The sequence below is a fragment of the Undibacterium sp. GW821-FHT11B02 genome (genome assembly GCF_058808955.1).
Window position 1 is genome coordinate 64801 of record NZ_JBXASD010000018.1, and the last position, 26826, is coordinate 91626.

20 protein-coding genes are annotated in these 26826 nt (G+C 50.2%); 12 read left to right on the forward strand and 8 right to left on the reverse strand.

Going from position 1 to position 26826, the window contains the following annotated elements; translation table 11 throughout:
• Positions 1-15 precede the first annotated feature (15 nt).
• From AC1RVX_RS27435 to AC1RVX_RS27445, 3 genes are all read left to right on the forward strand, one after another.
• Positions 16-756 (forward strand): outer membrane lipoprotein-sorting protein, encoded by a 741-nt coding sequence (locus AC1RVX_RS27435; RefSeq protein ID WP_493219765.1) that lies wholly within the window; start codon positions 16-18, stop codon positions 754-756.
• 2 nt (positions 757-758) lie between these two features.
• Positions 759-2012: a hypothetical protein gene (locus tag AC1RVX_RS27440; protein WP_493219766.1), complete on the forward strand. Its 1254-nt coding sequence runs from the start codon at positions 759-761 to the stop codon at positions 2010-2012.
• A gap of 64 nt (positions 2013-2076) precedes the next feature.
• Positions 2077-2676 carry a hypothetical protein gene (locus tag AC1RVX_RS27445; protein WP_493219767.1) on the forward strand — a complete coding sequence of 200 codons (600 nt, stop codon included), beginning with the start codon at positions 2077-2079 and terminating at the stop codon, positions 2674-2676.
• On the opposite strand, the gene AC1RVX_RS27450 is transcribed toward AC1RVX_RS27445, so the two are convergent.
• Both AC1RVX_RS27450 and AC1RVX_RS27455 read right to left on the reverse strand, forming a co-directional pair.
• Positions 2610-3644 (reverse strand): GGDEF domain-containing protein, encoded by a 1035-nt coding sequence (locus tag AC1RVX_RS27450; RefSeq protein ID WP_493219768.1) that lies wholly within the window; start codon positions 3642-3644, stop codon positions 2610-2612. The genes AC1RVX_RS27445 and AC1RVX_RS27450 overlap by 67 nt on opposite strands.
• 184 nt (positions 3645-3828) lie before the next feature.
• A complete protein-coding gene (locus AC1RVX_RS27455; RefSeq protein WP_493219769.1) occupies positions 3829-4374 on the reverse strand; it encodes a GNAT family N-acetyltransferase in 546 nt (181 codons plus the stop codon).
• Positions 4375-4692: 318 nt separating this feature from the next.
• On the opposite strand from AC1RVX_RS27455, the gene AC1RVX_RS27460 reads away from it, so the two are divergent.
• Both AC1RVX_RS27460 and AC1RVX_RS27465 read left to right on the forward strand, forming a co-directional pair.
• A complete protein-coding gene (locus AC1RVX_RS27460; RefSeq protein WP_493219770.1) occupies positions 4693-4875 on the forward strand; it encodes a hypothetical protein in 183 nt (60 codons plus the stop codon).
• 190 nt (positions 4876-5065) lie between these two features.
• Entirely contained in the window at positions 5066-5821 is a 756-nt protein-coding gene (locus AC1RVX_RS27465; RefSeq protein ID WP_493219771.1) for an SAM-dependent methyltransferase, read from the forward strand.
• Between the two features lie 61 nt (positions 5822-5882).
• On the opposite strand, the gene AC1RVX_RS27470 is transcribed toward AC1RVX_RS27465, so the two are convergent.
• The 5 genes from AC1RVX_RS27470 to AC1RVX_RS27490 all read right to left on the reverse strand — a co-directional run bounded on the left by AC1RVX_RS27470 (position 5883) and on the right by AC1RVX_RS27490 (position 18382).
• A complete protein-coding gene (locus AC1RVX_RS27470; RefSeq protein ID WP_493219772.1) occupies positions 5883-8768 on the reverse strand; it encodes a M16 family metallopeptidase in 2886 nt (961 codons plus the stop codon).
• A 163-nt stretch (positions 8769-8931) separates the two neighbouring features.
• The gene (gene lpdA / locus AC1RVX_RS27475) at positions 8932-11046 is read right to left on the reverse strand and encodes a dihydrolipoyl dehydrogenase (RefSeq protein WP_493219773.1); all 2115 of its coding nucleotides are present in this window, start codon (positions 11044-11046) and stop codon (positions 8932-8934) included.
• Between the two features lie 14 nt (positions 11047-11060).
• A complete protein-coding gene (aceF, locus tag AC1RVX_RS27480; RefSeq protein ID WP_493219774.1) occupies positions 11061-12380 on the reverse strand; it encodes a dihydrolipoyllysine-residue acetyltransferase in 1320 nt (439 codons plus the stop codon).
• Positions 12381-12498: 118 nt separating this feature from the next.
• Complete coding sequence (aceE, locus tag AC1RVX_RS27485; RefSeq protein WP_493219775.1) at positions 12499-15195, reverse strand: pyruvate dehydrogenase (acetyl-transferring), homodimeric type; 2697 nt, start codon at positions 15193-15195, stop codon at positions 12499-12501.
• Positions 15196-15592: 397 nt separating this feature from the next.
• Positions 15593-18382, reverse strand: coding sequence for a TonB-dependent receptor (locus AC1RVX_RS27490; RefSeq protein ID WP_493219776.1), 2790 nt, complete (start codon positions 18380-18382; stop codon positions 15593-15595).
• Positions 18383-18740: 358 nt separating this feature from the next.
• Here AC1RVX_RS27490 and folD point away from each other — a divergent pair, with 358 nt between their 5' ends.
• The 6 genes from folD (at position 18741) to AC1RVX_RS27520 (ending at position 24577) form a co-directional block, all read left to right on the forward strand.
• A complete protein-coding gene (gene folD / locus AC1RVX_RS27495) occupies positions 18741-19586 on the forward strand; it encodes a bifunctional methylenetetrahydrofolate dehydrogenase/methenyltetrahydrofolate cyclohydrolase FolD (protein ID WP_493219777.1) in 846 nt (281 codons plus the stop codon).
• A gap of 1 nt (position 19587) precedes the next feature.
• Complete coding sequence (locus AC1RVX_RS27500; RefSeq protein WP_493219778.1) at positions 19588-21651, forward strand: M3 family metallopeptidase; 2064 nt, start codon at positions 19588-19590, stop codon at positions 21649-21651.
• Between the two features lie 20 nt (positions 21652-21671).
• Positions 21672-22298, forward strand: coding sequence for a glutaredoxin family protein (locus AC1RVX_RS27505; RefSeq protein ID WP_493219779.1), 627 nt, complete (start codon positions 21672-21674; stop codon positions 22296-22298).
• A gap of 6 nt (positions 22299-22304) precedes the next feature.
• A complete protein-coding gene (locus AC1RVX_RS27510) occupies positions 22305-22724 on the forward strand; it encodes a DNA polymerase III subunit chi (RefSeq protein WP_493219780.1) in 420 nt (139 codons plus the stop codon).
• Position 22725: 1 nt separating this feature from the next.
• Positions 22726-23103: a DUF2486 family protein gene (locus AC1RVX_RS27515; RefSeq protein WP_493219781.1), complete on the forward strand. Its 378-nt coding sequence runs from the start codon at positions 22726-22728 to the stop codon at positions 23101-23103.
• A 169-nt stretch (positions 23104-23272) separates the two neighbouring features.
• Positions 23273-24577, forward strand: a complete 1305-nt coding sequence (locus AC1RVX_RS27520; RefSeq protein ID WP_493219782.1) for a D-amino acid dehydrogenase — start codon at positions 23273-23275, stop codon at positions 24575-24577.
• 350 nt (positions 24578-24927) lie between these two features.
• Here AC1RVX_RS27520 and AC1RVX_RS27525 read toward each other — a convergent pair whose 3' ends face one another.
• Positions 24928-25437 carry an Lrp/AsnC family transcriptional regulator gene (locus AC1RVX_RS27525; protein WP_493219783.1) on the reverse strand — a complete coding sequence of 170 codons (510 nt, stop codon included), beginning with the start codon at positions 25435-25437 and terminating at the stop codon, positions 24928-24930.
• Between the two features lie 148 nt (positions 25438-25585).
• Between AC1RVX_RS27525 and AC1RVX_RS27530 the strand changes: the two genes are divergently transcribed.
• Entirely contained in the window at positions 25586-26731 is a 1146-nt protein-coding gene (locus AC1RVX_RS27530; protein ID WP_493219784.1) for a branched-chain amino acid ABC transporter substrate-binding protein, read from the forward strand.
• Positions 26732-26826: the final 95 nt, after the last annotated feature.

Sequence of the window (26826 nt, forward strand, 5' to 3'; positions counted from 1 at the left end):
AAACCGGAACATACAATGAAAACCTCTATACGCATCGCCATTTTACTACTGGCAAGCAGCGCAGGTCTGGCCAGGGCAGATGAAGTCACAGACTTGTTGAAAGCAGCCGACCAGCTTCGCGTAGGCACAGAAAACATGCAGGTGGAAACCGAGATCACCACCTATGCCAAAGATGGCAGCAAGGAAAAAGAAAGAAATTACCTGGTGTTTTCACAAACCAATCATCAGTCACTGGTGTTGATGAAAAGCCCGGCAGAAAAAGGACAAAAGGTCTTGATGCTGGGGGATGATTTCTGGATGCTTTTACCCGGCAGTCAACGCCCACTGCGCATTACACCCATGCAGAAATTGCTGGGCGATGCATCGATCGGCGACATCGCGACCATGAGCTGGTCCCAGGATTACACCGGCAAAATTATCGGTGAAGAAAATTGCAATGACAAACCCTGCCTGCACCTGAGCCTGAATGCCGTGCGCAAATCGGTGGCTTATCAACGCATAGAATTGTGGCTGGGAAAAACCCGTCATGAACCGGTCAAGGCAGATTTGTATGTGCAGTCAGAAAAGCTCGCCAAGCAAGCCAGCTTCATTCTGGACAAGCCACAGGCGCCGACTGCGGTGTCTGAAATGCTGCTGCTGGACCAGTTAAGCAGCCACAAAGAGACGCGTGTGCGGTATATCAGCCGCAAGCAAAAAACCGTGCCGGAGCAATGGCTGAATCCCATGTTTCTGGCAAAAAACCCCAGTCTGGAGTAAGCATGCCTGATCTCAAACACCATGCACTTGGCAGCTTGCTGACTGCGCTGTTCTGCATCCCTGCTTTTGTCATGGCTGAAGAGGCTGATTTCAGCGGTCAGGTGCGGGGACTGGTCAACAACACGACCAGCAACAGTTCCAGCCAGCTCGCCATAGCGAATCAATTTGCCCCCGGCCTGACCAGTAGTCATGCCCAGCTGGCAGTCATGGAAACCGAGCTGCGTGCCAATGCCAAAGGGATCAATGCGGTCGCCACGGTGCAAGGACAGATGAATGATGGGGGGCACACTCAGGCAACGGCCTGGCTGAATGAACTGTATGGCAGCCTGGGGGACGGTGCCTGGCATTTCAGCACCGGTAAAAAAACCATCTCCTGGGATGTAGGCTATGGTTTCAGGCCGAATGACGTGATAGCACAGGAACAGCGCCGTTCACTGATCAGCAATACCATCATCGGCAAGCCTTTGGCGAGTGTGGAATATTTCGATTTAAATACTTCCGTTTCGGCAGTCTGGGTCAATCCTGGTCACTCTGCGACCACCGATGTCACGGATGAACAAGCCCTTGCCGCCCGGCTTTACCATCATGCCGGCGCAGTGGACTTGCATGGCTTTGCCCGCTATGGACAAAAGAACGGCGGCAGTGTCGGTGCCGCCGCGTCATGGGTGGCAACTGATGAAATGGAAATACATGCATCCCTGCGCTATATATCGCACAACACCGGCCTGCGCATGAATGCCGATAACACGCTTTTGCAACGCAATACGCCCTGGCAAAACAGTACGCAAAATAATGCGGTGCAAGCCATGCTAGGTACCAATTACACGACTGAATCGCAGCACAGTTTTTTCCTGGAAGCCTGGTGGGATGGCACCGCCCTGTCCGGACATGAATGGCAAGACTGGAATACGCGCAATCAGGCTTTGCAGAGCAGCGTCAACTACCTGCCACAAATGCGGCAGGTGATTGGCTATAACCTGGCCTGGCAGAATCAGGCACTTTCAGCATCGGGCAATATGCGTCGCAAAAATGTTTTTGCCCGCTGGAGCTGGCAAGAAAACAATTGGCAACCCTCACTGGATATCTTGTGGACGCCGGAAGACAATGGCCGGATTATTACGGCTGCCCTGGGCTGGCAAGGTGACCGCATCAGCATCAATGGCGGCTTGCGTCTGTATGGTGGCCCTGCCAAAGCGATATTGGCGCAATTGCCGGACAGCAGGATGGCATACCTATCCGCCACCTGGGCATTCTGAATGCCGGGAGCTTGCGTTTAAGCGATAATAGCGTCTTGTCCCACGAATGCCGAAAGTCGCTTGTATGTCGAAATCCCATGTTGATGCCAATTACCGCTTCATCGCTGCCAATCAGGAAGTAAATACCCGTATCGCACAAAGACATCAGGCACTGGCATTGTATGTCACGCTGGTGGTCAGTCTGCTGGCTGCTCTGGTGGCATTAAAACCGGGGGAAACCACCAGCAAGTTGCCGATAGAATGGCTGGTATTGGGCTTTCCCGTGGCATCGATCTGCCTGGCATTTTTGAATTACAAGGCTGAACGTTCGATCACCAATCTGCGTCACTTTCTCGCCACGCTGGAAAGACTGGAAGATGCCCACCTGCACCTGCCCAGCTATAACACCGACCCGCGCTGGGCCAGGAATGCCAACAAGGCCAGGCGATTCCAGGATTATGCCTGTGCAGTTCTGGTGGCTGCAGCGAATGCAATAGGTTTGGGAGCAGTCGTGCATATTTACCCAGAGCGCATTGCAGCAAATCAGTACGTGGTCTGGATCAGCGCCATCACCGCCCTGTTTTCACTGTTTGTTTTACTGTTCATGCCAGCCTGGAGTTATAGGCCGGATGATGAGCCAGTCAGCAAGGACGATACGCCAACACCACCAGCAGAATCTGTCTGAGGCGGCAGGTCCATCCGCACCGCATTGCGGCCAGAAAGTTTTGCTGCATATAGCATGGTGTCAGCACGCTGAAACCATGCATCGGTATCTTCGCCCGGCAGTTTTTTGGCCACACCTATGGAAACCGTTACCGGGAAATCACGCAGTAGCTCTGATTTTTCTACCAATGCACGTAACTCCTCTGCAAAACGGGCACCGGTGATGTGGTCGGCCCCCATCGCGATCACCACAAATTCTTCCCCTCCATAGCGAAACAGGCTATCAATGGCACGTATGCGTGCACGCAACAGGGAGCAGAAATTAATCAACACTTGATCCCCCACGGAATGGCCGAACTGATCATTCACTTCCTTGAAATGATCAAGATCCAGAATCAGCAAGCAGGCATTGACCTGGGAATGCTCGTCAGCGCAAATTTCCTGCAACTTGCGGTCAAAGGCACGGCGGTTGCCTACACCCGTCAGGAAATCTTTTTCTGCCTGTTGATTCAGTTCAGAATGTTGCAGGTTCGTTCTATGGGAAAAAATGGCAGCAAACAGATTAATCAGTACCAGGGTCACAACGATACTGGATAAATCCAGTACCGACATCGCGCTGAACAAAATGCCAATCAGGCAAGCCAGGGATGCCGAATTGATCATCAGCGCCTCTTTGGCACGCAGAATGAAAAATGCGGAAATCATGGTGGGGTAGACCCAGTACACGATAGCCAGGCCCTTGACATAAATGGCAGCCAGCATGCCCATAGAGTAAAAAATCGTAACGATCACTCCGGCAAAACCTACACGTCGGGTGCGCCAGACAAACAGCATGATGCACAGCATGCCACCCACGATCAGCAGATCAATCGTTGCCAACAACCAGTTCTTCTGAATGATGCGGATAATGCCGAATGGAAGTATGCTGGGTATGCTCAGGCCGGTGAGCATCAGCAGAATAATTTCTTCTTTTGAGCGTTTTAAAAACATACTGAATTTCCCTGGCAGCGATGCTGGCGAGCTATCAGACATTTCACGCCTACATGGACAAGCTTGAGTTCAACATTGAGTCTGTTCAGTTCCAGACTAACTCATACAGGATGCATATGTCCAACACAAAACGATAGTGTTGACATGAAAAAAAACACTTTAACGAATATTGTTTTGATGATCATCAGTCAGCAAGACCTGGATGTAGCAATGAATACATCCAGAAATTACCTGGTTTGCCACGTACCATGCGAAATGCCCGCAAATATCCCTCACGTTGAAAACCGAGACGCTCCAGTACCTTGATAGAACTGGCATTGCTTTCCAATACAGTGGCTTGTATGCGATTAAGCCTGCCCTCACTGAAACCCCAGTCACACATAGCCTTTGCCGCGGCAGGCATGATGCGCCGCCCCCAATATTCGGGAGCCAGATCATAAGCTAATTCGGCACTGCGATTCAGGTCAGACATGGTGTGAAAACCCACTGTCCCCACTAGCAGATCGTCAGCCTTTCTGACGATTGCCAGGCGTATCGATGAATTGACTGCGTCTGTTTCAAAAATGGCTAGCTGAGGTAACAAATCATCCGCAGCTTCCAGATTCCAACTGGTATGGCGGATAACATCCGGGTTCTTCAGATAGGCGTACCACGCCCCCGCATCGCTGGAGCGGGTGTTGCGCAAGCCTAAATCATCAAACGGCAAAGTAGGGATGTTTACTATTTGCATATGGAAAAGTATAAGCAGGCTTATTGTTTAATTATCAATTCAACAAGTAAAAGTGTTGGTGCCAGCCACGCGAATTCATTGCTAGAGCCACTCATGATATTCCCGGTTCAACAGATGTTTTAAAAAACCAATGCAGACCTGACTTGTGCAAGCTTATCAGACCAAGCGTAGCCAACAAATAGTCCTGACCTGAAATCAATTACTGAAGCGTAGTACCTGTTTTGCAGGCAGTGTCATACAAAGCAATATTTAACCAAAAGAAATATTAATTAAATTACAAATATTTGCTAAAATAAACATTATTGATGAACTTTTTACATGGATATCACTCACATTGTAAAAGATACAAATTATGAGCAAATAATTCCATTGATACCATATGAAAACCAGAATACTGAAGATAGCCATGCCGGTTTGGCATCTGCTTCCCCGCCGGTTCCGCCAAACAGGCTTGGCAGCACGAATACGACAACAGTTCGTAATACCACCAACAATGCCTGAATCTGCCCCGGAACCGCAACCAGAGCCACCACATCAATTAGCGGCAGAAGAACTGAATTCAAGTACGGCAAATATATTTCAACATATTCAGGCGTGGCAAAACGGTTTCACTACCATGCATGATTATCGGCAAGACCCCGCCCTCCCCCTTCCCGGCTTATTAAAATCGTCGATATGTACAGAACAGGTAATGCGTTCAGAAACCTTTCAGTACTGGACTGTACGCATGGGTGACCGCCCTGGACATATGCACAGAAAAATCTGGGAATGGGCGTTTATTGTTCAGGCCCTGAAAGAACGCGGCATGCTTCAGGCTGGGCAACTGGGGCTGGGGTTTGCAGTTGGCACTGAACCACTGACTGCCCTGTTCGCCGCCCACGGTACCAGCATCGTCGCAACCGATCTGTTCACTGAAGAAGCGCAGGCCAAGGGCTGGGTAGAATCGACCCAGCATGCGAATGGCTTTGAAGCCATCAATCAGAGAAACCTGTGTGATGAAAAAGAATTGCACAGGCTGGTCGAATTCAAGTTTGCCGACATGAACAATATCAGTGAAGAACTGCATGGCAAATTCGACTTCCTCTGGTCTTCATGCGCGTTTGAACATCTGGGTTCTATCGAACACGGCAAGAATTTTGTCTACAACGCCATGCACTGTCTGAAGCCAGGAGGGTTTGCTATCCATACGACTGAGTATAATTTATCTTCCAATGACGATACAGTAGACAGTGGCGCAACCGTGCTGTTCCGCAAGCGGGATATAGAAGAAATCATCAACACTTTGCAGGCACAGGGCCATCAGATAGACATAGACTGGGATGAAGGTGATGGTTACGCTGACGGCCACGTTGATCTTGCACCGTATATACAAGATACCCATTTACGTCTGCAGATAGAAAAATATGTCGTCACATCGATCGGCTTGATCGTGCAAAAAGCGCTTTAAATGATAAAAAAGTCCTGAAACCTCACAGGCTCCAGGACTTTTTCAATTCAGTTACAGCCTTTTATTCAGCAAATACCTTGGCCGCTGGAGTGATGCTGACAGCTTCCGCCTTGATATTCAATTTGCGATTCCCAATGACCTGATCTTCATCCAGTAATTCCCTGGGTTTCTCAGAATTGTATTTAATCGCGGAAAATCCATCGGACACCAGTTTGTCTTTCAGGCCCGTCGCATCTTTGGCGATCATGACTACCGACATATTTTGCGCCGACAGGTGTTTCTTTATCGCGGCATTGACATCGGCCAGACTGAGCCTGGACAGATTGTCACGCATCATTTTCGTGAATTCTGGCGTGCGATACCATTGTGCGTCCAGGGCATAACCCAGTTGCTGGTCTTGCGTCGCCGTCATCATGAAAACATTCTTCATCAAGTAAGTACGGGTGATTTCAAACTCTTCCTTGCTCAGGCCCTGATTCACCATCTTGTCCAGTTCAGCCACGGCGACACGCATGGCCATGTGGGCATTTTCAGGTGCTACCGGGCGTATCCAGATTTCAAACAACTGCGATTGACGGGCACGATTTGGGGTCGGGAAGGACATGAACATACCGCCCGGGAAGGCTTCGATGTACGCGTAATCACCATAGTTCATCCCTCGTATTTCACGTATGCGCTGATACAGGTGTGAAGAACTGGAACGATGTTCGCCCAGCCAGGTTTTTGCCAGCCACAGTGCAGCAAAGTCAGGATGTGAACGGGTAACTGCGATTGGAAAACCCATGGAAATCGCGGTTGCCCGGGTATTCTTTTCTATGATCTCGACTTCCATGCCCTGGCTGACTTTGCCGACAGGTGCAGCTATGGCAGCCATGCCTGGGCCGTCAGGCAATTTGCTCAGGGCCTGCTTCAGACTGGTCACCATGGCATCAGATACGTCGCCGGAAATACCCACCTTCAGTGCACCCGTTGTATAAGCTTTTTTCCAGAATTGTTTGACATCATCCAGGGTAATGGCGTCTATACCCTTGACCGTTCCCAGCACAGGATGAGCATAGGCAGAACCGGCGAATACATTGGTCTGCAAACGTTCTTTGGCAAATTCTTCTTCATTATTGTCTTTCAGGTCCAGCAACAAGGCATTTTTTTGTTCATCCTTGATACGGCGAAAATCTTCTTCACGGAAGCCGGGTTCCAGCAATTGCGGCAGGGCGATCTGGATGAATTCCTTCCATTTTTCCTTGTGCACTGAACCGCTGAAGCTGGTCATTTCCTTGTCTGTCTGGGCAGAGAAACTGGCTGCCAGCGGGAACAGGATTTTCTTAACTTCATCAATCTTGCGCTCTTTGGAACCGGCACTGTCTATCATCGCTGCCGTCATTCTCGCCAGACCTTCCTTGCCGACCGGATCTTGTGCAGAACCGGCAGCAAACACCAGCTTGAAGCGGATCTGTGGCAGCTTCGATGCCTGTACCAATACGTCAAACTTGCCATCCACAGGTTTGTCATTGAAACTGGCCAGTTTCGGCAGACTGGCCAATTCTGCTGGCAAAGCAGTATTCGACAGACTGGTAACGATCATGCCATCATCAATCAGGTATTTTTTGGCGACTGCCTGTAAATCTGCCGGTGTCAGGCTATCAATCACTTTATAAAACTGATTGATGGTGGCGTACGAGCGTTTGTAATGGACAAAGCGTGCCAGGGTGCCAGCGATCTGGTCGGTGTTATCCAGGCTGCGTATCAGGCCATATTTGAGTGCGGATTTGGCGTCGGCCAGTTCCTGGTCTGCCAATGGCGTCTGCACGATGCGGGCAATTTTTTGCAGGATGGCATCACGCACATACACGGTATCTTCTACTTTCTTAACGCGCGCGCCTATGGTCGCCAGGCCCGGGTCCACACTGGGAGGGGTGAAATCAAATAGCTGATCCACCTTTTGCTCATCCTGCTGCAAGCGTTTATAGATATCCGAAGTACTGCCGAAGGACAGGGACAGCAACATGCTCAACGCGGCATGTTCCTTGTTCGTCACGGAAAAAGCCGGTGCATGGAAAGAAACGGTGACATATGGCAAGGTTGGGCTGGGCCATGGCACATGTTTGTACAAGGCGCCCGTCGCTGCCGGTTCGGCCGGTACCGGCGCCTGGGCTTTACCGCGTTGCCATTGGCCCCAGTATTTTTCTATCAGGGCGATGGTGGACTTGGGTTCGACATCACCAGCGACGATGATGGTCGTGTATTCCGGCCGGTACCAGCGGTCGAAGAAAGTTTTCGAATACGCGTATTGATTCGGCATGTCCTCAATATCCTTGAGGAAGCCCATGGTCGTATGCTTATAGGTGTGCTTCTGGAAAGCCGTATCACGCATCACCTCCAGCAATTTGGTGATGGGATTGGCGCTGTTCTTATTGTATTCACCCAGTACAGCACGTGATTCAGTCTTGAAATCACTTTCGCTATACGACAGATGCTGGAAGCGGTCGGCTTCAATTCTCAATACCGTTTCCAGGTCTTCCTTGGAAAAGGTCGTGTAGTAATTTGTCAGGTCATCGCTGGTATAGGCGTTCTGGCGTGCGCCGGTGGCGGTCAGAATATCCTTGTACTTGTCTGCCGGGATGTCCTTGGTACCGCGAAACATCATATGTTCAAAGAAATGGGCGAAGCCGGACTTGCCGGGTTCCACCTCATTGCGAGAACCGGTCTGCACCGGTATCTGCACCGACACAATATTCGGCAAGCCAGTGGGCACGATGATGATTTTTAAGCCATTTGGCAATAGCTTTTCCGTCTCCTGGAATGGCAATACATCCTTGCTACCTGGTGCCTCCTTGACAGATTTGTTGGCAGACTTGCTGCCGGTACCAGAATCTTGCGCTTGCAGGGGTAAGGCAAGGCTAGCCAGTGCCAAAGCCGCGGTCAGCGTAGCAGGTAGCATTTTTTTCATTTTTTCTCCGGATAAGGAAATCATTGAAGTAGACGATATTGTCGTCATAAGACCGCAAATGCAAGAACAAGTTCAGCAAATACATAGTCCCTTGAGCAGAACCACAAAAGCAAAACCCCCGCTGCAGTTTCCTGCAACGGGGGTTGATTACCGCCAAAGTGCTTTACTTCTTGCGCTGCGGTGGCAAATCAGTGCAGACACCTTTATACACTTCTGCCGCCATGCCTATCGATTCACCCAGGGTAGGATGTGGATGGATGGTCTTGCCTATATCCACTGCATCCGCACCCATCTCGATGGCCAGGGCAATCTCACCTATCATGTCACCTGCATGCGTGCCGACGATGCCACCACCAACGATGCGTTTGGTTTCTGCATCAAACAGCAGCTTGGTGAAGCCTTCATCACGGCCATTCGCCACTGCACGACCAGAAGCCGCCCATGGGAAGTGACCTTTTTCCAGTTTGATGCCCTTGGCCTTGGCATCATCTTCCGTCATACCTACCCATGCGACCTCAGGGTCGGTATAAGCAACCGATGGAATCACGCTGGCATCGAAATAGGCTTTTTCACCTGAAGCTGCCTCAGCTGCCACATGGGCTTCATGTACGGCTTTGTGTGCCAGCATGGGTTGGCCAACCAGATCACCAATCGCAAAGATATGCGGCACATTGGTACGCATTTGCTTGTCGACATTGATGAAACCACGATCAGTCACAGCCACGCCCGCCTTGTCGGCGGCAATTTTCTTGCCATTAGGGCTGCGGCCCACTGCGACCAGCACCAGGTCATAGACTTGGGGTGCGGGTGCAGTTGCACCTGGTTCTGCGGCTTCAAATGTGACCTTGATACCTTCAGGCAGTGCTTCAACAGCAACCGTTTTGGTTTTCAACATGATGTTGTCAAAACGTTTTTCATTGAATTTTTGCCAAACCTTGACCATGTCACGGTCTGCACCCTGCATCAGACCATCCAGCATTTCGACGACATCAATGCGTGAACCCAGTGTGGAATACACTGTTGCCATTTCCAGACCGATAATGCCGCCGCCGATGACCAGCATGCGCTTCGGTACCTGACGCAATTCCAGCGCGCCTGTGCTGTCAACGATGCGTGGATCAGCCGGTACAAAAGGCAGGTTTACGACAGCAGAGCCAGCAGCAATAATGGCTTGCTTGAACTGTACGGTTTTCTTGCTGCCATCCGCCGCCGTGACTTCAATATGATAAGGGCTAAGGAACTGGCCTACACCCTGCACTACATTAACCTTGCGGGCTTTTGCCATGCCACTCAGGCCAGTCGTCATTTTCTTGATGACGCTTTCCTTGTAGCCACGCAGTTTATCGATGTCGATTTCTGGCTTGGCAAATGTCACGCCGTGCGCAGCCATGGAAGCAGTTTCATCAATCACCGCTGCCACGTGCAACAGTGCCTTGGATGGAATACAACCTACATTCAGGCAAACACCGCCAAGAGTGGAATAACGCTCAACCAGCACCGTATTCATGCCCAGATCGGCAGAACGGAAGGCTGCGGAATAACCACCAGGACCAGCGCCCAATACCATCATGTCGCATTCGATATCGACCTTGCCTGTGTAGCCGGAAGCGACTGGAGCAGCCACGGCGGGCGCTGCAGGTGCAGCAGTTGCAGCAACTGGAGCAGCGGCAGCAGGAGCAGACGCTGCCTGGCCTGCGGCTTCCACCAGCAACAGCAAGCTGCCTTCAGCAACCTTATCACCGACCTTGACCTTAATTTCTTTTACTGTACCAGCATGACTGGATGGAATCTCCATACTGGCTTTGTCGGATTCAACAGTAATCAAAGACTGGTCTACCTTGATGCTGTCGCCGACTTTGACCATAACTTCGATGACTTCAACTTCTTTGAAATCACCAATATCAGGTACCTTGACTTCGACTATACCGACCGGCCCAGCAGACGCGGCTGCGACAGGCGCAGCGGGAGCCGAAGCTGGCGCAGGAGCAGCGGCAACTGCTGGAGCTGCCTGTGCCACTGGTGCTGCACTTGCCGCCGCACCTTCAGCTTCAATCACCAGCAACAGACTGCCTTCGGCAATCTTGTCGCCCAGTTTGACTTTCAATTCCTTGATGACACCGGCATGGCTGGATGGGATTTCCATGCTGGCCTTGTCCGATTCAACAGTTACCAGCGATTGATCAACCTTGATGGTATCGCCCACCTTGACCAGCAATTCGATGACTTCAACTTCCTTGAAATCACCGATATCGGGTACTTTGACTTCGATTGTGCTCATAGTCTGTTCTCCGTTCACAGCAGGGTTTTACGCAGATCAGCCAGCACATCGGCCAGATAGGCGGTGAACTTGGCAGCCATGGCACCATCGATGACACGATGATCATACGACAACGACAAAGGCAGCATCAGGCGTGGCTGGAATTGCTTACCATCCCACACAGGTTTGATACTGGATTTGGACAAACCCATGATCGCCACTTCAGGCGCATTGATGATAGGCGTGAACGCCGTACCACCTATGCCACCGAGTGAAGATATCGTGAAGGTCGCCCCCTGCATGTCAGCAGGTTTCAGTTTGCCGTCACGTGCCTGTGCCGACAATTCGCCCATTTCGACAGCGATTTGTGACAGGGTTTTCTGGTCTGCATTTTTGATGACCGGTACCACCAGGCCATTAGGCGTATCGGCAGCAAAGCCAACGTTGTAATACTGTTTCAGGATCAGGTTTTCACCAGTCGCATCGAGTGAAGAATTAAATGCCGGGAATTTTTTCAGCGCAGCAACGCTGGCCTTGATGACAAAAGCCAGCATCGTCAGTTTGACGCCGGATTTGGCCATGGCTTCATTCGAAGATTTACGGAATTCTTCAAGGCCAGTGATATCAGCTTCATCAAATTGCGTGACATGCGGGATCATCACCCAGTTACGGTGCAAATTCGGGCCACTGAGTTTTTTGATACGTGACAAAGGTGAAGTCGTGGTTGCGCCAAACTTGCTGAAATCCAGCGATGGCCATGGCAACAAGTCGAGACCGACACCACTGCCATTTTTTGCCGGTGCAGAAACTGCAGCAACGGCTGTACTGCCCGCCATGATGCCCTTGACGAAGTTTTGTACGTCTTCTTGCGTAATGCGGCCTTTTTGACCGGAACCAGCAACACGGCCCAGGTCCACACCCAGTTCACGCGCAAACTTGCGTATCGATGGAGAAGCATGGGCTTTGCCTGCACTGGCAGTAGCAACCGGTGCCGCCGCTGGAGCCGGGGCAGCTACAGGAGCTGGAGTTGGCGCTGGCGCTGATGTTACGGGAGCCGGAGCTACAGCAACAGTTGCTGCGGCAGCGGGCGTTGCTGCTGGTGCAGCTGCTGCACTTGCCGCAGCGTCCACTATCACCAGCAAAGAACCTTCAGCAACCTTGTCGCCCACTTTGACTTTAATTTCAGTCACTACACCAGCATGACTGGAAGGAATTTCCATACTGGCTTTATCTGATTCTACGGTGATCAGTGACTGATCAACCTTGATGGTATCGCCGACTTTGACCATCAGCTCAATGACTTCCACTTCCTTGAAATCACCGATATCCGGCACTTTGACTTCTACGCTACTCATAGTTTTCTCCATTTACACCCTCCTTTTCAAGAGGAGGGTTCGGGTGGGGATGGATTCTTATCCTCCCTCATGCAAGAAGCATGAGAGAGGACATGTTAGTGGGTGTCAAACGTCAGAATTACACAGTCACCGGATTTGGTTTATCTGCATTGATACCGTATTTTGCAATCGCCTGAGCAACCACAGAAGCAGACAAAGCACCTTCATCAGCCAGCGTCTTCAATGCGGCAACGGTCACGAAGTAACGATTCACCTCAAAGAATTCACGCAATTTTGCGCGTGAATCCGAGCGGCCAAAACCATCTGTACCCAAAACCTTGTAGCTGCGGTCTTTCGGTATGAAAGCACGAACTTGTTCAGCAAAGGTGCGCATATAGTCTGTCGATACGACGATAGGGCCGGTCGTATCTTTCAGGCATTGGGCGATATATGGTACGCGTGCTGTTTCGGTTGGGTGCAACATGTTCCAGCGTTCTGCGTCCTGACCATCACGAGCCAGCAGAGTGAAGGATGGCGCGGACCAGACATCGGCTGCGATGCCCCAGTCACTTTGCAGTAATTCGGCAGCAGCAATCACTTCGCGCAGGATAGTGCCGGACCCCATCAACTGCACACGGTGCTTGGTGGTTTCTGCTGATTTTTGCAACAGATACAGACCTTTGATGATGCCGTCTTCCTGACCTGCTTTCAGACCTGGATGGCTATAATTTTCATTCATCAGGGTGATGTAATAGAACACATCTTCCTGATTGGTGACCATACGACGCAAACCGTCATGCATGATGACTGCCACTTCATGCGCAAATGTCGGGTCATACGGTACGCAGTTAGGGATGGTAGATGCCAATACATGACTGTGACCATCTTCATGTTGCAAGCCTTCACCATTCAATGTGGTACGACCCGCAGTGCCACCCAGCAAGAAGCCACGGGCACGCATGTCGCCAGCAGCCCAGGCCAGATCGCCAATACGCTGCAGACCGAACATCGAGTAATAGGTATAGAACGGGATCATGACGCGGTTATTGGTTGAGTAGGATGTCGCCGCAGCGATCCATGAACTCATACCACCGGCTTCATTGATACCTTCCTGCAAAATCTGACCGGCTTTGTCTTCGCGGTAATACATGACCTGGTCTTTATCGACCGGTTCATACAATTGACCTACCTGGCTGAAAATACCGATCTGACGGAACAGACCTTCCATACCAAAGGTACGGGATTCATCCACCATAATAGGCACAACACGCTGACCCAGGCTGGCATCGCGCAGCAAAGCTGTCAGGATACGGACATAAGCTGCAGTCGTGGAAATTTCACGGCCTTCGGCAGTCGGTTCCAACATGGCCTGGAAAGCTGTCAGTTCTGGCACCACCAGGGCTTCATCCGCTTTTTGGCGGCGCTGTGGCAGATAACCACCGAGTTCCTTGCGGCGCGCATGCAGATACTGCATTTCCGGTGTGTCATCAGCCGGTTTGAAGAAAGGAATGTTCGGCAGTTCGGAATCAGCAATCGGCAACTGGAAGCGGTCACGCATGGCCTTGATGGCTTCATCGTCAAGCTTCTTGGTATTGTGTGCGGTATTGCGTGCTTCGCCAGATTTGCCAAAACCAAAGCCCTTGATACTTTTCGCCAGGATGACGGTAGGCTGGCCTTTGTTTTCCTGTGCGACTTTGAATGCAGCATAAATCTTGTGTGGGTCATGACCACCACGGGTCAGACGCCAGATGTCGTCATCTGACATTTTGCTGACCAATTCCAGCAATTTTGGATGTTTACCGAAGAAGTGGCTGCGGACATAAGCACCATCCTTGGCTTTGTAGTTCTGATATTCACCGTCTACGGTTTCCATCATGACTTTTTGCAGGATGCCGTCCTTGTCTTTAGCCAGCAATTCATCCCAGCCACTACCCCAGATCACTTTGACGACATTCCAGCCTGCGCCACGGAAATCGGATTCCAGTTCCTGGATGATCTTGCCATTGCCACGTACCGGGCCGTCCAGACGCTGCAGATTACAGTTGACCACGATCACCAGATTGTCCAGTTGTTCGCGGCCAGCCATACCGATAGCACCCATGGATTCTGGTTCATCCATCTCACCGTCACCACAGAAAGCCCAGACTTTACGCTTCTCTGTATCGGCAATACCACGTGCATGCAGATACTTCAGGAAACGCGCCTGATAAATCGCCATCAGCGGGCCAAGGCCCATGGACACGGTAGGGAATTGCCAGAAGTCTGGCATCAGTTTCGGATGGGGATAAGAAGACAAGCCCTTGCCATCCACTTCACGGCGGAAATGCAGCAATTGCTCTTCAGTCAGACGTCCTTCGAGGAAGGCGCGTGCATAAATACCTGGAGAGGAATGGCCCTGGATGTACAACAGGTCACCACCATGGTCTTCAGTAGGCGCATGCCAGAAATGGTTGAAGCCTATGCCCAACATATTCGCCAGCGAAGCAAAACTGGACAGGTGGCCACCAAGATCGCCATCCAGGCGATTAGCCTTGACCACCATGGCCATCGCGTTCCAGCGCATATAAGAGCGCAGGCGCTCTTCGATTTCCAGATTGCCGGGGCAATGCTGACCCTGATCAGCAGGAATGGTATTGACGTATGCGGTATTGCTGGAGAACGGGATATGGGCACCACGACGACGCGCCAGATCAACCATGCGCTCCATCAGGTAGTGGGCACGTTCTGGCCCTTCCGCCTCGATAACGGCTTCCAGCGCATCTAGCCATTCATTGGTTTCAACTACATCGGGATCATTGGCGGCCTGGGCCAGCACCTGGTCTATCTGGGGTGACATAGAGTGGTCTCCTGTTATTGCACGTTTGGATGAAACGCGCGTGGGCGAATCGACAAATTACGGCTTGAATTCTGTTTTCGCAAGCATTCTAACAGGAGTTTTTCATTTTTCAAATAGCGATATTCAATTCCACATTATGAAATTTACCTCGCATTGCAACAATTTTAAGCTGATTTAAAAGCAAGAACATTACCAGTAAATCATTCCTGCAAGAGTGCGCCGCAGCAAGAATGTCTGATAGCCTGCTGTCAACTGTGGATCATCCGTAGATCAACACATTTATCAACCCGTGTATCGACAAATTAAACAGTTGTTATTAGCCAATTTTTTACCGCAAAAAAAAGGGCGATGAATAATTCATCGCCCTTGGAAAGCGCTTATTCAGCGCGATTTATTATTATTTGAACTGATATTTCAGACCAACTTTGAAGTAACGACCCAGTGCGCCACTAGAATCCATAGGATTGAAGCCCATGGCACCGTATGTCAAAGGATCCAATGGTGCAACCTTGTCAAACAGGTTGGAGATGGAACCGAAGACTTCCAGATTTTTCATTGCTTTGTAGCGGAAAGACATATCCAGCGTAGTGAAGGATGCCAATGTGCAGCCTGCTGGAGCGTCAGTGCCATCAACAAACTTGTTAGCACATGGCTGACCTTCTTCTGGAATGTTTTTCAAAGAACCGCGATAGTTGATTACACCAGTCACGTTCCAGTCGCCCTTATCCCATCCAAGGACAAAGGTAACTTTGTCTTTTGGTGTACCAATACAGTTGGAAGTATCGCAGTTACCATGTGTGCCTGCATATTGATGCTGGACAGCACCATCTACACGCAACCAGGAAATCACATGTGTCCAGTTCAGGTCCGCATTCAGCTTGCCGTATTCACCCAGGTTGATGCGTTGTTTTGCATTGAAATCCACACCCTTGACTTCGGTGTAGCTGGAGTTTGCATACGGAGCAGCACCGCCGATGATGGTACCTGTATTCGGTGTCACCACGCCGTTGATGGTCAGGTTATTGTCTTGACGCAGTACACCTGGCAAGCCAGCTGCAGTCTGGAAGGACATGGAGTTGATTTCGTTGTTACGGCGAATCAACCAGCCATCCACTGCCAGACCGGTGTCAGGCAACGGATCCCAGACTACGCCCAAAGTGTAACCTTTGGATTTTTCTGGTTGCAGGTTAGGATTGCCGACTTTGAAGCCCGTAAAAGTTGTCGCGCAATCTGAAGACTGTGCGCCTGGCAACGGTGTCCCATTCGGGCAGCGAACTGGATCCCGGACAGTTGCCGTACCGGCACTGAAGCTTTCTGTACCGGATTCTGGTGCACTTGGTGCACGGAAACCTTCAGAGTAAGTACCACGCAAAGCAAAAGTTTTGACCGGCGTCCATTTGGCACCGACTTTTGGTGTCACGGAAGAGAAGTGAGAATATTTGTCGTAACGCAACGCTCCCGACAATTCTACAGTCTTGATTACTGGAGCAAGTATCTCTGCATACAGGGCAGACACTGTTTCATCACCTTTGGCAGCGACATAGCTGCTGTTGATGGAACCGTCCTGGCTACCATCCAGGGATGGCATGTTGTAAGACTCTTTACGGTATTCCGCACCAACCGCCAGACCCATCATACCGCCAGGCAAAGGCATCAGTTCACGAGAAGCCTTGAAGTCGATGATGTCCATCTTGGTAGGCGCATCCAGAGTCGCTGTCTTGACCATGGCAGCATGCAGGGCAGGATTGTTTTTGCTAGCCTGTGTGCCTATATAGTATGGGAAGTACGGGCTCTTAGGATCGCCCAGGGCTGCCTTCAACACGTTCATGTTGATCATGTTGGTGTAGTCCAGATGCAGCTTGGACTCGGAATGCAGAATTGCTGTATCGAATTCCCAACCCGCCATGGTGCCTTTCAAACCGGCGACAGCACGATAGAAGGAGTTATCAGCGATACGACGATTGGCACCCACATCAAACATGGAATAACGCAGACGAACTGGTACGCCATATGGATTTTGCGGATGCTCTGCCGCCATCACAATCACAGTACCGTAATTGATGTTACCAGTCGGGCTGTTCGCGTTCGGCGGGAAGAAAACGTTAGAGGATGTCGCTGGAGGCGTTACCGTGAACGCTGCCTTACGTTGAGAATAACCAAATTCAGCATAGGCTTGCAAATCTTCATTGATCTGGAACGTGCCACGGCTGAACAGATTCACGCCATCGATTTGCGGCAGCATGGAACGGAACTGATCTGCATACCACAAGCAGCCACCACCTGGATCTTGCACTTTGGTTGTGGACAATGTCGAGCAACCTGGCAAAGATACGTAATTCAGTGTCTTGGGATCGCGCAAGGAGCCAGTAGGACTTGGGGAAGCGCTGTTATTGCCAGCAATGTAGCCGTTAGTGAAAGAACCAACGGTATTCATAGGGTAACCCCAACGACGCCAGTCACCTGTACCGATCCAGTCGCGGTCAGAGCGCTGGGAATTCATCAATTCGTTGGACTTGTAAGCCTCAGCATTGAGAATAATGTTGTATTTGTCTTTTTCCAGATTACCAAAACCAGCGGTAATCGAGGCTTTGGCCTGGTTAGCATCATGTGAACCCGAAGTGCCGACAGTGGAACTGACTGTCACGCCTTCATAGTTCTTTTTCAGGATGATGTTGACCACACCGGCGATCGCATCCGCACCATAGATGGAAGACGCACCATCTTTCAGGATTTCGATACGCTCAACCACTTCCATAGGAATTGTCGAAATATCAGTAAATGCTTTTTGACCATCATCAGCACGGCCGAACTGTGCCATACGGCGACCATTCAGCAATACCAGTGTGGAAGTGGCGCCCAGACCACGCAGGGAAATTGCTGTGGAGCCAGCGGCGAAACCATTACCGAAGCTGGTTGGCAACGAGCCGGCACCATCAGCAGTCAGGGTTTGCAGGTATTCAGCTACGGTTGTTTTGCCTGCCTTGTCGATATCGGCACGCGTGATGATCTGTATCGGGGAGGCAGATTCAGCTTCAGCACGCTTGATGCTGGAACCTGTCACTTCTACCCTTTGGACTTTAGCATCATCCTGCGCAAATGCAGGTTGTGCCAGCATACCGGCTGTTACCATCAAACCGCCAGAAAACATGATGCGCAGCGATCTCGAAATTACTTTTTCCTTCAGCATATATTTCTCCTTTTTAAGTAATTCTGTGCATTACGACGTCAAATCTCCGTCGCGATGAAAAATTTTTGAAAATAAATTTTCATAGGTGGTATGAAGCCACTCTTGAAATGTGAAGTCAATTACAACCCGGCGAATGCGGACAGAAAACAACAGACCTGAGACAACCCATAACCAAATAAGAAAATTTACTCACTCAAAGGTAATCCACGAACAGGAAATTTATTGCCTTATAAATAATTTCTTTTAAATGCATTGGCATACTGAAAAAAAGCCTGGGCCACAGAGAATGAGTCAGTCAACGCGCATCATTTATAATCAAGGCTTATTTCCCTTCCAATTCTCACTTGAACATCAAATCATGACTGCCCAAATTATCAGCGGAACCCAGCTTTCTCAACAAATACGTGCCGATGTAACCGAGCGCGCGGCTGCACTGACTGCAAAAGGTCATCAACCTGGTCTGGCAGTTATCCTGGTGGGTGAAAATCCCGCCTCTCAGGTTTATGTACGCAATAAAGTAAAGGCGTGTGAAGACTGCGGCTTTTATTCCGTTATGGAAAAATACGAAGCAGATTTGAGTGAGCAAGCCTTATTGGCCCACATAGACAGACTGAACAAGGATGCAAAAATCAATGGCATCCTGGTGCAGTTACCTTTGCCTGCACATATCAATGCCAATAAGGTAATCGAAGCAATTGCTGCAGAAAAGGATGTGGATGGTTTTCATATCAGCAATGCTGGCCTGTTGATGACAGGGCAACCACTGTTCCGCCCCTGCACCCCATATGGCGTTATGAAGATGCTGGAGTCGATTGACTATCCTGTGCGCGGAGCCAATGCTGTCGTAGTTGGTGCTTCCAACATCGTGGGCAAGCCACAGGCCATGTTGCTCTTGCAAGCTGGCGCAACCGTCACCATCTGTAATTCCAAGACCCGTGACCTGGCAGCCCATACCCGCAATGCCGATATTCTGGTAGTTGCCACTGGCAAACGCAATATCGTTACGGCAGACATGATCAAACCCGGTGCCGTCGTCATCGATGTCGGCATGAACCGCGACGACGAAGGTAAATTGTGCGGTGACGTTGATTATCTGCCAAGCAAGGAAGTGGCAGGCTATATTACGCCTGTGCCAGGCGGTGTCGGCCCGATGACCATCACTATGTTGCTGGTTAATACCATAGAAGCTGCTGAGAGAATTTAATATGACCCAAGATAATCCCCTGCTAGACTTTAGTGATCTGCCACGTTTTGCCGATATCCGCGCCGAGCACGTTGGCCCTGCCATTGCAGCCCTGCTGGAGGAGAATCGTGCGGTTATCGCTGAACTCGAAAAAAATGCTGTCCCAATCACCTGGGACAACTTTGTTGAACCGCTGGAAAACGCCACTGAAAAACTGGGGCGCGCCTGGGGTATCGTTGGCCATTTGAACGCGGTGGTCGATACGCCAGAAATGCGTGCCGCCTACAATGAAAACCAGCCCGCCATTACTGAATTCTGGACCGAACTGGGACAAAACCTGGCTCTGTTCGCCAATTACAAGACATTGAAAAATGCAGCTGGCTTTGATGGCCTGCCAGAGGCAAGAAAAACCATCATCCAGAACGCTCTGCGTGACTTTCGTCTGAGCGGTGCAGAACTGCCAGAAGCACAAAAGCAGCGTTACGCCGAAATCCAGGAAAAACAGGCAGCGCTGTCGACTAAATTCTCCGAAAACCTGCTGGATGCTACCAATGATTACGGCTTGTTTATCGAAGACGCAGCCGAACTCAAAGGCTTGCCCGAAGATATTTTGCAGGCAGCTAAAACTGCGGCAGAAGCCGACAAAAAAACTGGCTATAAATTTACCCTGCATTTCCCTTCGTATTACCCCTTGCTGCAATATGCAGAAAACCGTTCCATACGCGAAACGATTTATCGCGCAAGCGTGACCAAGGCTTCCGAACTGGGTGCCAAAGCAGAGTGGGACAATAGCAATATCATGAGCGAGCTCTTGCGCCTGCGCAAGGAAGAAGCTGAATTGCTGGGTTATAAAAACTTTGCTGAAGTATCGCTGGTCAGCAAGATGGCAGAATCACCTGCACAAGTCAGCCAGTTCCTTGAAGACCTGGCCCGCCGTGCTCGCCCTTATGCAGAAAAAGACTTGGCAGAACTTCGGGCCTTTGCAGCAGAACAATTGGGCATTGCCGAGTTACAAGCCTGGGATTATGCCTTCGCCTCAGAAAAATTGCGCCAGCAGCGCTATGCTTTTTCAGAACAGGAAGTGAAAGAATACTTTCCTGAACATAAGGTGGTGGATGGTTTGTTCCGCGTCATCCAGACACTGTTTGCAGTAGAGATCAAAGCTGATCAGGCAACTACCTGGCACAAGGACGTCAAATTCTATCGACTGGAAAGAAATGGCGAACTGATAGGCCAATTTTATCTGGATCTGTACGCCCGTCATGGCAAGCGTGGTGGAGCCTGGATGGACGATGCACGTGGTCGCAGGCTCACCAGCAAAGGTGTACAAACGCCAGTTGCTTACCTTACCTGCAACTTTAGCGCGCCAGTCAGTATGAATGGTGTCAGCAAGCCGGCCCTGTTCAGCCATGATGAAGTCATTACCCTGTTCCATGAATTTGGTCATGCTCTGCATCATTTGCTGACCAAGGTGGATGATCTGTCAGTCTCCGGCATTTCTGGCGTGGAATGGGATGCAGTGGAACTGCCGTCACAATTCATGGAAAACTTTTGCTGGGAATGGGATGTGCTGCAACATATGACGGCCCATGTTGATACCGGCGCAAGCTTGCCACGCGCCCTGTTTGACAAGATGATCGCCGCGAAAAATTTCCAGTCCGGTCTGCAGACTTTGCGTCAGGTTGAATTTTCGCTGTTTGACATGCGCCTGCATGATGCCTTTGATCCTCAGGGCAAGCAAACCGTACAGGACATACTGCAAATGGTCAGAGCCCAGGTGGCGGTATTGCACCCGCCTGAATTCAATCGCTTTCAGCATTCTTTCAGCCACATTTTCTCTGGTGGTTATGCAGCAGGCTATTACAGCTACAAATGGGCAGAAGTGTTATCGGCAGATGCCTATGCAGCGTTTGAAGAACACGCCAAAGAAGCCGGCAGTACTCTGTCGCGCGCTGTGGGTGAACGCTTCCAGACTGCAGTGCTGGAAGCCGGTGGTTCGCGCCCCGCGCTTGCTTCATTCAAGGCATTTCGCGGACGCGAACCTGTTATCGACGCCCTGTTGCGACATAATGGCATGAGTGCATAATTTTTTATCCGGAGAAAACGATGAAATCAAGTAAAACGATCTTAGCCTTTTCGCTGCTGCCAGCATTGTTGTCTGTACTGTTTTTTAGCGCCCATGCGCAAGCGCAAATGTATAAGTGGGTGGGTCCGGATGGCAAGATAACGTATAGCGATCAGCCGCCACCTCCGGGGCAGAAAAAAGTGGAAAAGAAGAATTTTTCCGATGGGCCTGATGTTGGTAATCTGCCGCCCGAGTTGGCTGCAGCCCTGGCCAAAAACCCGGTGATACTGTACAGCACCAGCAATTGCTCACCTTGCAATGACTCCCGTAACTTCCTGAAAACAAACGGTGTCCCATTTACTGAAAAAACCATCAGCAATAGCGCCGATCTCGACAAGCTCAAGCAAGTCAGTGGTGATACAGAGTTGCCATTCATGTTGATAGCCAAAGTCAAGTTCCAGGGCTTCAATACTGAAGAATGGAGAAAAGCACTGGATAGTGCTGGCTACCCTGCCACCAGCAAATTGCCTAAGGATTATCGCTATCCGGCAGCAGAACCAGCAGCACCGATAGTAGCATCTGCGGCCAAGGATGCAGATGCTGCAACGAAACCTGCGCCCCCCTTGCCAGCGCGAAAACCGGCACAAGACAATGGCATACGCTTTTAATATCGCATGACACGGATCGATTTTCATAGCAATGTGGCCGACAAGCTGAACTACACTTGCCGGCTGATACGCAAGGCGCATGCGGCCAAAAGCAAGATGGTCGTGTTTCATCACGACCGGGTTTTCCTGCAAAAACTGAGCATGGCCTTGTGGACACTGACCGAGGCAGATTTCTTGCCACATGTCATGCTGACTGACCCTTTGTCGTCGTGCACACCTATCGTGCTCAGCTATGACGACGGGGCGGCCTGTCCGCATTACGACGTATTGATCAACCTGACCGCTGAAACACCAGCCAATTTCACCCAGTTTCAGCGCATGATAGAAGTCATCTCTGCTGATGATACCGACAAGCTTGCCGGACGCGAACGCTATCGACATTATCAGCAGCAAGGCTATCCACTTACTCACTCGGTCGCAAAATAAAATGAATAATCAAATTGATACCAGCATCCCGGTATTGACCGAGGTCATCCTGCCGGAAGAAATAACTACGTCTATAGAAAATACAGTTGCGCCTGCTGCGCCGGAAACACCACCGGCAGCAACCGGTGACTATGACGACCGCGACGAAGAAGACTGGCAGGCGCTGGAGCAAACCTTGCGTGAAAACGTCTTGCGTCAGGTTTTGGCACGCATCGATTTCGTGCTTGAACACAGGGTCAGGGACAGTCTGGCGGATGTTTTGCAAATCGCCGTCGAAAATCTGGCAGTTGAAATACGCACGGGATTGCATAAAACCCTGGAAGAAGTCATCACCCGTGCCATCACCCAGGAAATCACCAAGGCAAAATCCCCAAAATAATCAAAATTCCATGAATTATTTTTATTTTTAAACATAAATTTTAATTTTTCTTTCAAAAATAAAAATATAAACAGTTCTTTTGATTACCTGGAAAATCAAAGTATTTCTACAATCTCCTTAACGTATCGCACGTGCATCACGCATCAGATCACTTAAGGAGATTTCCGCAATGAAAGTCATCGTTCTCGGTTCCGGCATCATAGGCACGTCTTCGGCCTGGTTCCTGAAAAAACAGGGTCACGAGGTCACCGTCATAGACCGTCAGCCTGGTCCTGCACAGGAAACAAGTTTCGCCAACGGCTGCCAGATTTCGGTATCGCATGCGGAACCCTGGGCCAATCCTTCGGCCCCCATGAAGGTGTTGAAGTGGCTGGGCAAGGAAGATGCGCCGCTATTGTTCCGCCCCCGGGCCGAATTGCTGCAATGGCTGTGGGGCCTGAATTTTTTGCGTGAATGCACGCCAGCCCGCACGGCTAACAATATCCGGCAAATTGTCGCCATTTCGGAATACAGCAGACAAACCCTGCGTGCGCTGCGTGCAGAAACCGGCATACAGTATGATTGTCTGACCGAAGGCATACTGCATTTTTATACCGACCAAAAAGAATTTGACAGTTCGCTGCCTGCCGCCAAGTTAATGCGTGACCTCGGTTGTCCACGTGACTCCATATCTGCCGACGAAGTGGTCAAGCGGGAACCTGCTCTGGCTGGCATACGTGACAAAATCGTTGGTGGCGACTATACCGAAACCGATGAATCTGGTGATGTCTATCAATTCACCACCGGGTTAGCAGACAAGGCCAGGGCAGCGGGCGTACAGTTCCAGTTCAATACCACAGTCACCCGCTTGCTGTCTGAAGGCACAGGTGCTGCCGCCAAAGTCACCGGTGTGGAAATCATCGATGCGGCTGGCCGCCATAGTGTATTGAAAGCAGATGCCTTCGTCATGGCCATGGGCAGCCATTCTCAAGCCTTGCTAAAACCCATGGGTATTTCACTGATGATTTATCCAGGCAAAGGCTATTCCGCCACCTACCACATTACCAGACCAGAACTGGCACCTACAGTATCACTGACGGATGATGGATACAAACTGGTGGTATCACGCCTGGGTGATCGCCTGCGGGTGGCCGGTACCTGTGAAATTAACGGTTATGGCCGTGACCTCAACAGTGCCCGTTGCGAAGCGATCACTCGCCGTACGCGTGAGCTGTTTCCGGGTGCCTGCGATTATGAGAATCCTGTGTACTGGACAGGATTACGTCCGCTGACACCATCGAATGTCCCCTACATAGGTAAAACCCGGTTCAACAACTTGTTCCTTAACACTGGCCACGGCACATTGGGTTGGACCATGGGAGCCGGATCTGGCCGGGCCATCGCAGATATTGTCTCTGGCCTGACGCCAGAAGTCGATTTTGCTTTTACCGGCATTGCCCGATCACAACAAAAAAGCCAATTGCAAACAGCCTGATCCACCATCAAGCTGACAAGGCACATTCACATAATTTGGCCATACTAAGGCCCCAAATCTAAGCTTACCCCCTCACGCAAGTTGCGTTTTAGCATCATCAGATGCCGCAACTTGCGTTCTTTTGACATCCATGCAGCAGTCCACCACGTTTATAGAGTAAATTGTTTAGGACTTAAGCAAAATTGTCCCAGCAAGGCTATTGTTTTAGGAAACCGCCCTTGCAGGGGAGGTTCGTTACTTCGGCAGACAGCATGCTGTCTGCCCCCCCGACTACACCGTAGCGACGAAGACAGTACGAACAGTACGGCCAGGAGCTGCAACGCAGCTGGGGCAGTTTTGCGTAAGTCCTATTATTTACCGATGCGTACAGGTAACTCTGCTGCCTTCTCATCAAACGCGATACGGGTAGTAAATTTGGCTCTTTTCATGGGGAAACGCGAATGAAAATGGCGGACATTGCCAGACCCCGAAATCGCCCGCCGCACAAACTGGTAATAAGCATCCATGTCAATCACATGCACAACCAGGAAGTAATCATACTCTCCAGAAACAAAATAACATTGCATGACCTCGGCTTCCTTGTTCATGCGGGCTTCAAATTCACGCATGAATTCATCCGTCTGGTTAATCAGGGACACCTCCAGAAAGGCCAGCATGCCATAGCCCAGCGCAAAGCTGTCGACCATGGCCACTTCGGCGCTGATGACACCGGCTTCACGCAGCTCGCGGATGCGCCGAAGGCAGGTTGGCTGCGAAATATGCAGCTTGTCTGCCAGGACTCTGGTAGGGATTTGGTTATCTTTCTGGAGCAGGTTCAAAAGCTTGCGATCCAGCTTGTCAAGGGTGCGATATTGGGGCATATAAAAAACGTCAGTTTGGAGAAAAAACCACACAAAATAGCTTTGCGAAATATTTTTTCTGATGTACCTTCTTGCTGTTCAGTTATCTGAATAAGTCAGAGATGCAGTGTTGTTATCCTACTTTTTTTTATTCCTTAGGAGTATGTTCATGTCGTTCAAAACTAAAATGATTCCACTGGCTGGCGCAATTGCATTCGCTTTCGCTGGTGCTGCGGCAGCTCAAGATCTGGTTGTTAAAATTGGTCACGTTGGTCCGATCTCCGGCGCGATCGCCCACTTGGGTAAAGATAATGAAAACGGCGCCAAAATGGCGATCGAAGAATTGAATGCCAAAGGCGTCATGATCGGCGGCAAAAAAGCAAAATTCGAACTGTTGGCTGAAGATGATGCAGCGGATCCAAAACAAGGCACAACCGTAGCACAGAAACTGGTTGATGCGAAAGTAAATGGCGTCATCGGTCACTTGAATTCTGGTACTACCATCCCTGCTTCCAGCATCTACAATGCAGCGGGTATCGTTCAAATCTCCCCATCTGCAACCAATCCAAAATACACACAACAAGGCTTCAAAGGCGCATTCCGCGTAGTGGCGAATGACGGCCAGTTGGGCGGTACTCTGGGTCGTTTCGCTGTTCAGATCAACAAAGCGAAAAAAGTCGCTGTCATCGATGACAAAACAGCCTACGGTGAAGGTGTTGCTGCTGAATTTATCAAAGGCGCCAAAGGCAAGGGTGCTGACGTGGTCGTTCAGGAACATACAACTGACAAATCCACAGACTTCAGCGCTATCCTGACCACAATCAAAGCCAAAAACCCAGACGTCATCTTCTTCGGTGGTATGGATGCGGTTGCTGGTCCTATGCTGCGTCAGATGAAAGCACTGGGCATTACTGCCAAGTTCATGGGCGGCGATGGTATCTGTACTACAGATCTGGCTAAACTGGCTGGCGATGCAATCGGCGAAGGCCAGGTTGTTTGCGCTGAAGCAGGCGGTGTTCTGGAAGCCCAAAAGAAAATCAATGATGATTGGAAAGAAGCTTACAAGAAAAAATTTGGTATCGATGTCCAAATTTACGCACCGTATGTTTATGATGCTGTCATGACCATGGTTGATGCGATGGTACAGGCAAAATCTGCCGAACCAGCAAAATACCTGCCATTCCTGGCTAAAATCAAGCACAAAGGTGTGACAGGCGACATCGCTTTTGATGCTAAAGGCGACATCAAAGAAGGTACTTTGACTTTGTACACTTACAAAGCAGGCAAACGTGAATTGCTGCAAGTTGTGAAGTAATCACTCCCCAAGTACGTAAAAACAGCCAGCATATGCTGGCTGTTTTTTTATTTGCAAATCATGTCTTTTACATCTGAAATTATTAAAAAGATAAT